The following is a 12,432-nucleotide window of genomic DNA, read 5'->3' on the forward strand; positions in this document are numbered from 1 at the left end:
CCTCAACAAAAACACTACAAAGAATAAAACCCCACAAAGAAACACCCGCCACCATACGGTAGCCGGCCTCTTCGTGAAGTCAGATGCTCACGTCCACTGTCCAGTTCTCAAACAACACACGAAACAACCACTCCGTGCACTCGCATGCCCGGGGCGTGCTGCCTCAGGACCCAACAGTGTGCCACACAAGAAAATGAACAACCTTCGGTCCGAATGAACCTCACGTCGTCGCGATTATCAGCGTTCCACCCAGAAGCATCCACCACACGAACGGTGATGACGATGCTGATTCAAGGAATAGCTCCTTAGAGCTCCTTAGAAAGGAGGTGATCCAGCCGCACCTTCCGGTACGGCTACCTTGTTACGACTTCGTCCCAATCGCCGATCCCACCTTCGACGGCTCCCTCCCACAAGGGGTTAGGCCACCGGCTTCGGGTGTTACCGACTTTCATGACGTGACGGGCGGTGTGTACAAGGCCCGGGAACGTATTCACCGCAGCGTTGCTGATCTGCGATTACTAGCGACTCCGACTTCATGGGGTCGAGTTGCAGACCCCAATCCGAACTGAGACCGGCTTTAAGGGATTCGCTCCACCTCGCGGTATCGCAGCCCTCTGTACCGGCCATTGTAGCATGTGTGAAGCCCTGGACATAAGGGGCATGATGACTTGACGTCGTCCCCACCTTCCTCCGAGTTGACCCCGGCGGTCTCCTGCGAGTCCCCGGCATAACCCGCTGGCAACACAGGACAAGGGTTGCGCTCGTTGCGGGACTTAACCCAACATCTCACGACACGAGCTGACGACAGCCATGCACCACCTGTCTACCGACCACAAGGGGGGCCATATCTCTATGGCTTTCCGGTAGATGTCAAACCCAGGTAAGGTTCTTCGCGTTGCATCGAATTAATCCACATGCTCCGCCGCTTGTGCGGGCCCCCGTCAATTCCTTTGAGTTTTAGCCTTGCGGCCGTACTCCCCAGGCGGGGCGCTTAATGCGTTAGCTACGGCACGGATCCCGTGGAAGGAAACCCACACCTAGCGCCCACCGTTTACGGCGTGGACTACCAGGGTATCTAATCCTGTTCGCTCCCCACGCTTTCGCTCCTCAGCGTCAGTTACTGCCCAGAGACCCGCCTTCGCCACCGGTGTTCCTCCTGATATCTGCGCATTTCACCGCTACACCAGGAATTCCAGTCTCCCCTGCAGTACTCTAGCCTGCCCGTATCGCCCGCAAGTTCACCGTTGAGCGGTAAATTTTCACGAACAACGCGACAAGCCGCCTACGAGCTCTTTACGCCCAGTAATTCCGGACAACGCTCGCACCCTACGTATTACCGCGGCTGCTGGCACGTAGTTGGCCGGTGCTTCTTCTATCGGTACCGTCACTCTCGCTTCGTCCCGACTGAAAGGGGTTTACAACCCGAAGGCCGTCATCCCCCACGCGGCGTCGCTGCATCAGGCTTTCGCCCATTGTGCAATATTCCCCACTGCTGCCTCCCGTAGGAGTCTGGGCCGTGTCTCAGTCCCAGTGTGGCCGGTCGCCCTCTCAGGCCGGCTACCCGTCGTCGCCTTGGTAGGCCATTACCCCACCAACAAGCTGATAGGCCGCGGGCTCATCCCCTACCGAAAAAACTTTCCACCAAGAACCATGAAGCCCAAGGTCATATCCGGTATTAGACCCAGTTTCCCAGGCTTATCCCAGAGTAGGGGGCAGATCACCCACGTGTTACTCACCCGTTCGCCACTCGTGTACCCGAAGGCCTTACCGTTCGACTTGCATGTGTTAAGCACGCCGCCAGCGTTCGTCCTGAGCCAGGATCAAACTCTCCATCGAAAAATCTAGAAAACAAAGTTTTCAGAAAAAACGAGTGAATGTTGAACCCAACAAAAACTCACGCCAGCCAAAAATGACTGACTAAAAAAAATAAATCCACTGACTCTCACAAGCGAAGAGCCAGCCAAAACAATTTGGCACTGACAATCTAATCTTGTCGACACACTGTTGAGTTCTCAAACAACACGCGCTGCTTCTCTACCCCTTCGGGGCGTTTTGACGCAACCGTTCTAGCTTACACCTTCGTATCGAAGTCGTCAAAACTTCGAATCAGAAGGGTTTCGGCAGTAAATCGGAACTAGGTTCCAGGTCCTGCCTGAGTCAGTTCGCTTCGTCCAACCTCGTTGTCTCCCTTGCCTTTCGGCTTGGAGTCGGTGTCCGTGTCGCTCTGACTTGAAGAAAGTTACGGGAATCTGCTGCGCACCGTCAAATCCCCTGGTAGACGCGATTCTGGTGATCATTTCCGCAGGTCAGAACACCTGCCTCGCGCCGCCAAGCGATCTTGGGCCCAAAAGAAAGTTTCAAATTTCTTTCGGGCAGGTGTCATCCATGCAGACAGACACCCGCGAAGTTGCGCTTGCCACGGCGGATGACCAGCCACTTTCCGTGAATCGGGTCGTCCGAAGCCGGCTCCCACTCCTCGTCGGCGATGCGCTCGTTGTTCACGGACGCGCCCCCTTCACGGATCGTGCGACGGGCAGCTGCGCGAGATTCACTCAGTCCCGTCGCAACCAGGAGGTCAACGATCGTGCGCGGCTCAGTTGCAGCAACGTCCGTTACTGACGCTTCGCGCAGTGCCGCCTCGAGCGTTCCCTCGTCGAGATCGCGGAGATCCCCCTTGCCGAACAGCGCCTGGCTCGCGAGTTCCACCGCACGCGTATTCGCCTCACCGTGGACGAGCGTCGTCATCTCCGCGGCCAGCCGACGCTGTGCGGAACGAGCGAACGGGCGCTCCGCGGTTTCCTTCTCGAGCTCCTCGAGTTCGTCGCGCGTCAGGAAGGTGAACCACCGCAGATAGCGGATGACATCGGCGTCAGCCGTGTTCACGAAGTACTGGTACCAGGCGTACGGGCTCGTCATGGTCGGGTCGAGCCACAGGCTTCCGCCGCCGGTCGACTTTCCGAACTTCGTACCGTCCGCGGCCGTCACGAGCGGAACGGTGAGTGCATGCACCGATGCGGCGTTGACCTTTCGGTTCAGGTCGACGCCAGCGATGATGTTGCCCCACTGGTCCGACCCACCGACCTGGAGCGAGCAGCCGAATTCTCGGTGCAGGTGCACGAAGTCGTTCGCCTGCAGCAGCATGTAGCTGAACTCGGTGTAGGAGATTCCCTCCCCCGCCAGCCGACGCTTGACAGTCTCCCGCGCGAGCATCACATTGACCGAGAAGTGCTTGCCGAGATCGCGAAGGAAATCGATCGCGGAGAGCTGGCTAGTCCAATCGAGGTTGTTGGCGACGATCGCGCCATTAGGGCCATCGCTGAGATCGACGAATCGCTCCAGTTGGCCACGGATACGATCGGCCCAGCCGGCAACGGTGTCCGAGGCGTTCATCGTTCGCTCGCCGACATCGCGTGGGTCACCGATCAGACCGGTCGCACCACCCGCGAGAACGATCGGTCGGTGGCCGGCCGCCTGAAAACGACGCAGAACGAGAAGCGGTACCAGGTGGCCAGCGTGCAGGCTCGGCGCTGTCGGGTCGAACCCGGCATACAGCGTGATCGGGGTCGACGTCGCTTCGCGAAGCGAGTCGAGATCGGTCGATTGCGCGATCAGTCCGCGCCAGGTCAGTTCGTCGACGATGTTCACGTTCACCACCCCTCTATCCTCGCCTAACCGTTCAGCGTCGGGGCGCGTGGGCTCCGTCGGTACGCCGAGACTCCTGGCTCGCCGGGTATCCAAAACCGCCATGGAACACTCTCCGCGACCGATACACCGACTCGAGGCCCCGACTCAACGACTTCCCCTTGTCCCGCGCGAAGGACAAAACGACCTCCACCGGTCGTATCCGCCCCGTTGTCGCCGAGCGTGACGCCCAAGCAAGCTGCAAGGTTTCCGGGTCCGCGCGCCAGGTCGCTCTCCCTCTTTGCGGTAGGTCGCCGCTCCCACGCTTCGTCGTGACCGGTCAGAACATTTGCGCCTCGGAGCAGAACAGCGCCGGCCGTGCCGACGGGACCGACGGTGATGTTCATGCAGCGATGAATCCCGTAGCTCAAGTACACGTAGACAACACCCGCCGGGCCGAACATCACTGAGTTCCGAAGCGTCGGACCGCAAAACGAGTGCGCGGCAGGGTCCGGCCAAGGTCCCGCCGGGTCCGATCCATAGGCCTCGACCTCGACGAGCCGTACCGACACCCGTCCGGCCGTGAGCGTGGCACCGAGCAACCACCGTGCCGCCGACGGTGGGTCCATCACCGTGAGTGCCTCGCAAGTCACATCGCCATTGTCCTTGACCTTGGCAACTCGCCGCGCTATAAATTCATCATCAGTTGAATTCATCGCTTGTTGAATAGAGGCACACCATGTCGAAGCACTCGACCGCCGACGTCATCAGCCGCGACCCCTTCGCGATCGATATCGCCGATCTGACGGTGCGCCGCGGAAAACGAGAAGTGCTCCACCGACTCTCGGCGTCTGTCGAAAAGGGGTCGATCACTGGGCTTCTCGGGCCGTCTGGCTGTGGAAAGACCACGCTCATGCGGAGCATCGTGGGAACACAGATCGTGGCCAGCGGAACTGTGACGGTCCTCGGCCAGCCGGCTGGCAGTAAAGATTTGCGCCGCCGCGTCGGGTACGTGACGCAGTCACCGAGCATCTACCCAGACCTCACCGTCGCCGACAACGTCAGCTACTTCGGCGCCCTGTATGGACGCAGCAAATCCGAGGTCGCGGACGCGATCGAGGCCGTGGGGCTCACTGGTCATGCCAAGAACCTCGGTGACCAACTCTCCGGCGGCCAGCAAACGCGTGCGTCGCTGGCATGCGCGCTCGTCGCCAAACCAGAGATTCTCATCCTCGACGAACCGACCGTCGGTCTCGATCCAGTACTCCGCGTCGAACTATGGGAGCACTTCCATGCGCTCGCCGAACAAGGCACAACACTCCTGGTCTCAAGCCACGTCATGGACGAGGCCGAGCACTGCGAGAAACTCCTGCTGATGCGCGACGGGTATCTGCTCGCCCAGCTTTCCCCCGCCGAACTGCGGGCAACGACCAACCGGCAGAACACCGAGGAGGCGTTCCTCGAACTGATCCGGACCCACGCCGAACCTGCACTCGCCGGAGGTGCTTAACCATGAACCCGCGCGCCTATGTCGCCACAACAGGCCGAATCCTCAAGCAGTTGAAAGCCGATCATCGAACGGTCGGGATGATCGTCATGGTGCCGTCGTTGCTGATGACGCTCCTGTACTTCATCTACCAGGACTACCCGACGTTCCCCGGCGAACCGAAGCTCTTCGACCGTATCGGTGTCCCCATGCTCGGTGTTCTGCCGTTCGTGGTCATGTTCCTGATCACCGCAATCACTATGCAGCGGGAGCGTGTCTCGGGAACGCTCGAGCGTCTCATGACAACGCCGATGGCGAAGTTCGACCTGCTCGCGGGCTACGGCACCGCGTTCTCCGTCGCGGCCGGCGTCCAAGCAGCCGTTGCGGTAGCGGTCTCGTTCGGACTTCTCGGGCTCGACACCAAGGGCGCAGCGGGATTCGTCATCCTCGTTGCCGTCCTCGATGCCGTTCTGGGCGTCGCGCTTGGTCTGCTCGCCTCGGCGTTCGCAAAGACCGAATTCCAGGCAGTCCAGTTCATGCCGGTCATCGCCCTGCCACAGTTCTTCCTGTGCGGGTTGCTCGTGCCGCGCGACCAGTTGCCCAACTGGCTCGAAGCAATCAGCAACGTGCTCCCGCTGAGCTACGCCGTCGACGCGCTCGGCGAAGTCGCACACCACACTGAAGCGACCGGGGAGATGTGGATGGACCTGGGCATCGTCGCCGGATTCGCGGTCGTCGCACTCGCGATCGGCGCAGCCACCTTGCGCAGGCGGACGGAATGACGCCCGCTGCGGCAGACGCTGGGAGAACCGGGCGACGTCCCGGTTCTCCCGCCACGCGTGACGCGATTCTCGAGGCTGCGCGACAACGCTTCTCGGAGGTCGGGTTCGACAAGACGACGATTCGCGCCGTCGCCGCGATCGCAGAGGTCGACCCGGCCCTGGTCCACCACTACTTCGGCTCGAAGAAAGACCTGTTCCTCGCTGCAACGGACATTCCCATCGACCCAACGTTGATCGTGTCGGCGCTCCGTGCGGTTCCCGTCGATCAGCTTGGTGAAGCGATCCTACGGACTGTGCTCAGCGCGTGGGACTCCCCCGCCGGACCAGGACTGGTAGCCGCATTCCGCGGCTTCATCGCAGGGTCGCAACCGGAGTTGCTTCGATCGTTCGTGCTCGACGTCGTGCTCAAGGACATCCGGGAGCGCATCGACGAGCCGAAAGGAACTGGCCGCAAACGGGCAACGCTCGTTTTCTCGCAGATCGCCGGCTTGGGTGTGGCACGAAAGCTCATCGCCGTTGAACCGTTGGCGTCGATGCCCGCCGAAGAGGTCGTGCGATTGTTCGCGCCGAACCTCCAACGATTCCTGACCGGACCGCTCTAGCCGAACGACTTTCCGCGCGCGACAAACTCCTCGTGCTCGGCGTCAGTCACCGAGCGGGCTTCATCGGTCAGGAGAACCGGAATGCCATCCTCGATGCGGTAGGCGCAGCGTAGACGCGGGTTGTAGAACAGGACCTCGTCAACCAGTAATAGCGGTCCGTGGTCCTGCGGGCACGCCAGGATTTCCAGGAGCACCGGGTCAAGCGCAGAGCTCAATTCCTTGCCTTTCTCACGCCGAAAACGCTTCACACGCTGAAGAACCTCACTGCGGCCGCAGTCAGCGGAACGTAATCATCGCCGCTCCGCGACCACGCGTTCTTACCCGGGGCAGGAAGTCCCGACTCCACCAGCGAAGTGGTGAGCGGTCGAGCCGAAGCACCGAACGGCAGACCATCGACAATGTGCACAATGTCCGGCCGTTCGCCACTCGCCAAACGCGACAGCGCACCGCCGATCTGATAGCCGGTGATTTCGGCGCCGGGCAGGAGAACGATGGCGGCAACAGACACCTTCGCGTCCTTGCGGCCGACGCCATAGGTCACCGCGAAGTCGACACCGCGGACGACTTCGAGGGCATCAATGATCGGCTGCGAATAGACCGGTCCGTGCGGGGTCAAGGTAACCCCACGCCGGCCATCGACAAGCCAGTAGTCGCCGTCGGCATCGCGGCGGAACAGGGTTTCGGTCGATACCCAGGAGTCGCCCTGTCGCAGTACACCGCGCATCGTCGCACTGTTGATGAGGTCGACGTTCTGCGAGGCGACGCCGAGTAGCAACCCGATCTCGCCGTCTTCCGCGCGGCGAGCGAAGCCGCCCTCGTCCTCAATGATGCGGCCGCCGACGGGATCGAACGCAACGAGTTCAACCGACGCCGTGCCCGGAACCGGCCGTCCTTTGCAACCGGCCTTGAGGCCTGCAACGTTCGCAAGAACGACGTCGCCCTCGGTCGAGGCAAAGAATTCGAGGACGCGGGCCGGGGCGTAGGCCTCCGACACTCGCTCCCACAGACCCGGCGGCATACCCGATCCGATGAACAGTCGAACCGGGTGATCACGGTCGAGCGGCACCGCACCGGCTTGAAGCGGATCACGCATCATCAGCCACGTGTAGGTGATGACCGTGACGCCGTAGCGGTAGACCTCGTCGACGAACCGCTCCGGGTCATAGCCACGCGCGAGAGCGATGCGCGAGCCACCGGCAATCGCGCCTCCGAGACTCACCAGCAGACCCGATGAATGGTGAAGCGGGGCAAGGCAGTACACGGTGTCGGTCTTGCTGAGGTCGGCCGCACTGGCCGTACCGAATGCTGACACCGCCCACCGATAGTTGGTGACGTATTTGGCTTCGAGTCGCCCAGCGGTCAAACCGAACAGGATGAATGCAAGTTCCTGCGCTTGCCCCGGGTTCGGTCGATACCAGCCGGGCAACTGGACAGCCGCCGGATCGATCTTCTCGAGGTCGATGACATTCGTAGCGTCGTCGACGCTCAGGGAACGCGCCTCACCACCACCGAGCACCAGCACTCGAGGCGACACTGCAGCCGCGGCCGCCAGGTTGTCCGGGTCGGCGACGATGGTGTCGATGCCGGTCAATTCCATCGCTTCAGCCAGGTTTCCACCAGGCGGAAGCAGGACGGCGATCGCGCCGAGTCGGGACAGTGCAGCGATCGTCGCGAGCGCACTGGGTCGCGTCTCCATGAGAACGCCGATTCGCGTGGCCGGACGTACGCCGACATCCACCAAACCGCGCACGACGTTGTCGATACGGGTGTTGACCGCCGCATTCGTGTGAACGCGGTCTTCGAACAAGAAGCATTCGCCCAGCGGGGCGCGCCGACCCTGCTCCTCGAGAAGCAAACCGAGCGAAATCGGCGTCTGCGGCTTCAGCAGACCGAGACGACTCAGCTTCGGCAACGTGCGGGCGGCCTCGCCACCGGCCTGGATCGTCCCGCGGAATGCCGACGTTGCGAAGTCGATGATGTCCATACCCAAGCCCGCGCCCATACTCATCGCGGCTTGAGCGGTTCGGGTCAGCTTCGAGGCAGCGTCACCCGAGTCCGGATCCTCGTAGGACATCTCGTGCACTTCGGCCGGACGCGGGCCCTGATCCTCGATCCACTGGATCCATTGCGCGGTGATCGGCCAGCTGCGCTCGGCTGCGGTGTTGCCCACCACCAGACCGAAGTGACCGGCCCGCAGCGACGCCTCATACACCTGCGCTCGAGGCGCGGCACGCTTGATTCCGCGCACGGCAGGTGGCTGTCCGATGTCGTCGACCTCGCCGACGAACGCCAGGATCGGGACCGTGACGTCCGCAAGTGTCAGGGTGCGGTCGTCGATGACAAAGCCACCGGTCATCAAGCGGTTGTGGGCGACGAACTGCCGGAGGAGCTCCGCGAGTGCCGACCCCGGGTACGCAGCCCAACCGTCACGCTGCAAGAACAGACGCTGTGCCTCGCGCGGCAGCAGCGCATCGCGGTCATGCAGCTGGCGCACGAAATCGACACGGGACTTCAAGGTCTTGACTGGATCCATCATCTGGAAACCGGTGCGGACCATCCACTCCGGAACAGCGATGCGGTTGAAGACATGGTCAGCCATGAATTCGGCGCCGCGCACGGCAACACCGGCGGGAAGGCCGAAGGGAAGACCTGCGATGAGATCGACCGGGCTGCCGAACGTGATGATGCTCTTGATACCCGCGGACTGTCGGTAAGCAGCGGCTTGGTAGCAGAACATGCCGCCCTGCGAGTACCCACAGAGGTGGACAGCACGGCCGGTCTCGTGACGTACCTCGTCAATCGCCTCACTGACGGCGACGACGTGATCGGCCATCGTGCGCTCGAGTCCACCCTCGACCTCGTTCGGCTTGCCGAAGTCCACGACCCAGACGTCCATACCGACACGATTGAGAACGCTCGCGGCGCCGACGTCACGCTGAACGTCGTAGATGGTCGCGTCGACCATCAGTGGCGGGATCAGCAGTACCGGAGGAAGCCCCGAGGTCTGTTCGCCGGGGAAGTAGTGGCGCAGGTCGTACATCCGCTTGCGCACCACGACTTCGCTGGGCGACGAGGCGCGCTCGACCTGCAGTCCGCCGTATCGGAGGACTTCCAATCCGTTCTGCGCCGTCGCCATCAGGCGCTGGACAGACCCGATCATCGACGCTGGGTTCAAAGCCACTCGCCACTCCTGCCGAAGATCAATTCAGAACCGCCAGTTGACCGTTCCAGACTCTCACAACGCGATCCCGCACGGATACCACTTGTGGCGGCAGTTACCCGACCCAGCTCCGCGCCGACTCGACCGCCGCGCGAACGCTATCGATTTGCCGTGCGACCTGCGGCGCAGCGGTTCCGCCACGGGCGTTTCGCGACGCCACCGAACCAGCCACCGTGAGTACCGCACGAACACCGGGAGTCAACGCCGGATCGATTGCCGCGAACTCCTCGTCGGTCAGGCCATCGAGACCGACACCACGAGACTCCGCGACACGAACGCAGGCACCCGCGGCCTCGTGCGCGACACGGAATGGGACGCCCTGACGAACGAGCCACTCTGCGATGTCCGTCGCGAGCGTGAAACCAGCCGGCGCCAATTCGGCCATCCGGTCCGTATGGAACGTCAACGTCGACACAAGACCCGCGATCGCCGGCAGCAGCAGCTCCAGTTGCGCCACCGAGTCGAACAGCGGTTCCTTGTCTTCCTGCAGGTCACGGTTGTACGCGAGCGGCTGAGCCTTCAACGTCGCGAGGAGACCGGTCAGGTTGCCGATGAGTCGTCCGGACTTGCCGCGAGTCAACTCCGCGACGTCCGGATTCTTCTTCTGCGGCATGATCGACGAACCGGTCGACCACGCGTCAGCCAGCGTGATGTAGCCGAATTCCGGTGTACACCAGACGATCACCTCTTCGGCCAGACGGCTGAGGTCGACGCCGATCATCGCGAGGACAAAGGCGGCCTCGGCGGCGAAATCGCGGGACGACGTAGCGTCGATCGAGTTGTCGGCCGCGCTGTCGAAGTCCAGGTCCGCGGCGATCGCATCCGGGTCGAGGCCCAGGGAGGAACCCGCGAGAGCACCCGAACCATACGGAGAGACTGCCGCGCGCTTATCGAAGTCTCGGATGCGCTCGACGTCACGCAGGAGCGGATGCGCGTGCGCGAGAAGCTGATGTGCGAGCAGGACCGGTTGGGCCGCCTGGAAGTGCGTCTTACCGGGCATGATCGCGTCCGGATGTGCCACCGCCTGGGCGGTCAAAGCTTCGACAACATCCAGTACGCCCGTGGCGACGCGGCGGACTCCATCGCGAAGCCACATGCGGAACAAGGTTGCGACCTGGTCGTTCCGCGAACGACCGGCACGCAGCCGACCGCCGAGTTCGGCGCCGACCCGATCAATGAGTCCACGCTCGAGAGCGCCGTGAACATCCTCGTCGGATTCCGCCGGCGAAAACGCTCCGGAGAGAACATCCGCGAGGAGGCGATCAAGTCCGTCGAGCATGGCAGCGAGGTCCGGCTCGCTGAGCAAGCCAGCCTTGGTGAGCACACGAGCGTGCGCCTTGGAAGCGCGAATGTCGTACGGCGCCAACACCCAGTCGAACTGAGTGGATTTGCTCAGCGCGGCCATCGCCTCGGCGGGGCCGCTCGCGAATCGCCCACCCCAGAGGGCGCCGGTGTTGGTTCCAGCGCCCTTCTCGGGGGTGCTCATCAGGCGAGGTCCCGGCGCGCGGCAACCTTCGACGACAGGCCATGGATCTGGACGAAGCCCTTGGCGAGCGACTGGTCGAACGTATCGCCGGCGTCGTAGGTCGCAAGGTTGAAGTCGTAGAGCGACTCCGCGCTACGACGACCATTGATGACCGCACTTCCGCCGTGCAGAGTCATCCGGATCTCACCCGACACGTGCTGCTGGGTGTCCTCGATAAAGCTGTCGAGAGCGCGCTTGAGAGGCGAGTACCAGAGGCCGTCGTACAGGAGCTCGCTGTAGCGCTGCTCAACCTGACGCTTGTAGCGACCGAGCTCGCGCTCGAGCGTCACCGTCTCGAGGTCGCGGTGAGCCTGGATAAGGACGACCGCACCCGGGGCCTCGTAGACCTCGCGGCTCTTGATGCCCACAAGACGGTCTTCGACCATGTCGAGACGACCGACGCCGTGGGCGCCAGCCCGCTTGTTCATCTCCTCGATCGCTTCGAGAACGGTGACCGGGCGACCGTCGATCGCAACCGGGCGACCACGCTCGAAGGAGATGATGACCTCGTCCGGGCGACCGAAGTTCAGCGCCGGGTCCTCGGTGTAGTCGTAGACGTCCTTCGTCGGCGCGTTCCACAGGTCCTCGAGGAATCCCGTCTCGACAGCGCGGCCGAACACGTTCTGGTCGATCGAGAACGGCGACTTCTTCGACACCGTGATCGGCAGCTTGTGCTCCTCGGCGAAGGCGATGGCCTTCTCGCGCGTCCACGCGTAGTCGCGGACCGGCGCGATGACCGACAGATCCGGCGCGAGTGCACCGATACCAACCTCGAAGCGCACCTGGTCGTTGCCCTTACCGGTACAACCGTGGGCGACGGTCGAAGCGCCATGCTCCTTGGCGGCGGCAACGAGGTGCTTGACGATCAGCGGACGGCTGATCGCCGAGACGAGCGGGTACTGCTCCATGTAGAGCGCGTTCGCCTTGATGGTCGGCAAGCAGTAGTCGTCCGCGAACTCGTTCCGAGCATCGACGACGATCGACTCGACGGCTCCGCAATCAAGCGCGCGCTGGCGAACGGCGTTCATGTCCTCGCCGCCCTGACCGAGGTCGATCGCGACCGCGATCACCTCAGCGCCGGTCTCCTTGCCGATCCAGCTGATGCCGACGGAAGTGTCCAACCCGCCGGAGTAAGCGAGTACAACGCGGTCAGCCATGATTCTGAAGGCTCCTTCTAGCTCGTATGTCTGTCATGC

At 62.5% G+C, this 12,432-nt stretch carries 9 protein-coding genes and 1 rRNA gene; 3 read left to right on the forward strand and 7 right to left on the reverse strand.

Annotated features, from left to right (window positions below; genetic code table 11):
- Positions 1–319: 319 nt before the first annotated feature.
- From F600_RS0110420 to F600_RS0110430, 3 genes are all read right to left on the reverse strand, one after another.
- Positions 320–1,836: ribosomal RNA gene (locus tag F600_RS0110420) — 16S ribosomal RNA — on the reverse strand.
- A 543-nt stretch (positions 1,837–2,379) separates the two neighbouring features.
- A complete protein-coding gene (gene tyrS / locus F600_RS0110425; RefSeq protein ID WP_026306392.1) occupies positions 2,380–3,651 on the reverse strand; it encodes a tyrosine--tRNA ligase in 1,272 nt (423 codons plus the stop codon).
- A 17-nt stretch (positions 3,652–3,668) separates the two neighbouring features.
- A complete protein-coding gene (locus F600_RS0110430) occupies positions 3,669–4,274 on the reverse strand; it encodes a DNA-3-methyladenine glycosylase (protein WP_026306393.1) in 606 nt (201 codons plus the stop codon).
- Between the two features lie 86 nt (positions 4,275–4,360).
- On the opposite strand from F600_RS0110430, the gene F600_RS0110435 reads away from it, so the two are divergent.
- From F600_RS0110435 to F600_RS0110445, 3 genes are read left to right on the forward strand one after another with little or no spacing between them, the layout of a single operon-like run.
- Positions 4,361–5,131, forward strand: a complete 771-nt coding sequence (locus tag F600_RS0110435) for an ABC transporter ATP-binding protein (protein WP_018160558.1) — start codon at positions 4,361–4,363, stop codon at positions 5,129–5,131.
- Positions 5,132–5,133: 2 nt separating this feature from the next.
- A complete protein-coding gene (locus tag F600_RS0110440; RefSeq protein ID WP_018160559.1) occupies positions 5,134–5,889 on the forward strand; it encodes an ABC transporter permease in 756 nt (251 codons plus the stop codon).
- Positions 5,886–6,491, forward strand: a complete 606-nt coding sequence (locus tag F600_RS0110445) for a TetR/AcrR family transcriptional regulator (RefSeq protein WP_018160560.1) — start codon at positions 5,886–5,888, stop codon at positions 6,489–6,491. The genes F600_RS0110440 and F600_RS0110445 overlap by 4 nt, the downstream gene beginning before the upstream one ends.
- Here the strand turns inward: F600_RS0110445 and F600_RS0110450 are convergent.
- The 4 genes from F600_RS0110450 to F600_RS0110465 all read right to left on the reverse strand — a co-directional run bounded on the left by F600_RS0110450 (position 6,488) and on the right by F600_RS0110465 (position 12,393).
- The gene (locus F600_RS0110450) at positions 6,488–6,706 is read right to left on the reverse strand and encodes a Trm112 family protein (protein ID WP_026306395.1); all 219 of its coding nucleotides are present in this window, start codon (positions 6,704–6,706) and stop codon (positions 6,488–6,490) included. The genes F600_RS0110445 and F600_RS0110450 overlap by 4 nt on opposite strands.
- 29 nt (positions 6,707–6,735) lie before the next feature.
- A complete protein-coding gene (locus tag F600_RS0110455) occupies positions 6,736–9,672 on the reverse strand; it encodes an AMP-binding protein (protein ID WP_255222396.1) in 2,937 nt (978 codons plus the stop codon).
- A 94-nt stretch (positions 9,673–9,766) separates the two neighbouring features.
- Positions 9,767–11,197 carry an argininosuccinate lyase gene (argH, locus tag F600_RS0110460; RefSeq protein ID WP_018160563.1) on the reverse strand — a complete coding sequence of 477 codons (1,431 nt, stop codon included), beginning with the start codon at positions 11,195–11,197 and terminating at the stop codon, positions 9,767–9,769.
- On the reverse strand, positions 11,197–12,393 hold the full coding sequence (locus F600_RS0110465) for an argininosuccinate synthase (RefSeq protein WP_018160564.1): 1,197 nt from the start codon (positions 12,391–12,393) through the stop codon (positions 11,197–11,199). Before F600_RS0110465 ends, argH begins: the two co-directional genes overlap by 1 nt.
- Between the last annotated feature and the right edge of the window lie 39 nt (positions 12,394–12,432).

Source organism: Smaragdicoccus niigatensis DSM 44881 = NBRC 103563, assembly GCF_000380645.1.
Taxonomy (GTDB): domain Bacteria; phylum Actinomycetota; class Actinomycetes; order Mycobacteriales; family Mycobacteriaceae; genus Smaragdicoccus; species Smaragdicoccus niigatensis.

What these genes read in the sequence shown, in the direction of transcription:
- argH (WP_018160563.1), bottom strand. Translation starts at nt 11,197, where the DNA reads ATGAGCACCCCCGAGAAGGGCGCTGGAACCAACACCGGCGCCCTCTGG.
- F600_RS0110440 (WP_018160559.1), top strand. Translation starts at nt 5,134, where the DNA reads ATGAACCCGCGCGCCTATGTCGCCACAACAGGCCGAATCCTCAAGCAG.
- F600_RS0110435 (WP_018160558.1), top strand. Translation starts at nt 4,361, where the DNA reads ATGTCGAAGCACTCGACCGCCGACGTCATCAGCCGCGACCCCTTCGCG.
- F600_RS0110445 (WP_018160560.1), top strand. Translation starts at nt 5,886, where the DNA reads ATGACGCCCGCTGCGGCAGACGCTGGGAGAACCGGGCGACGTCCCGGT.
- F600_RS0110465 (WP_018160564.1), bottom strand. Translation starts at nt 12,393, where the DNA reads ATGGCTGACCGCGTTGTACTCGCTTACTCCGGCGGGTTGGACACTTCC.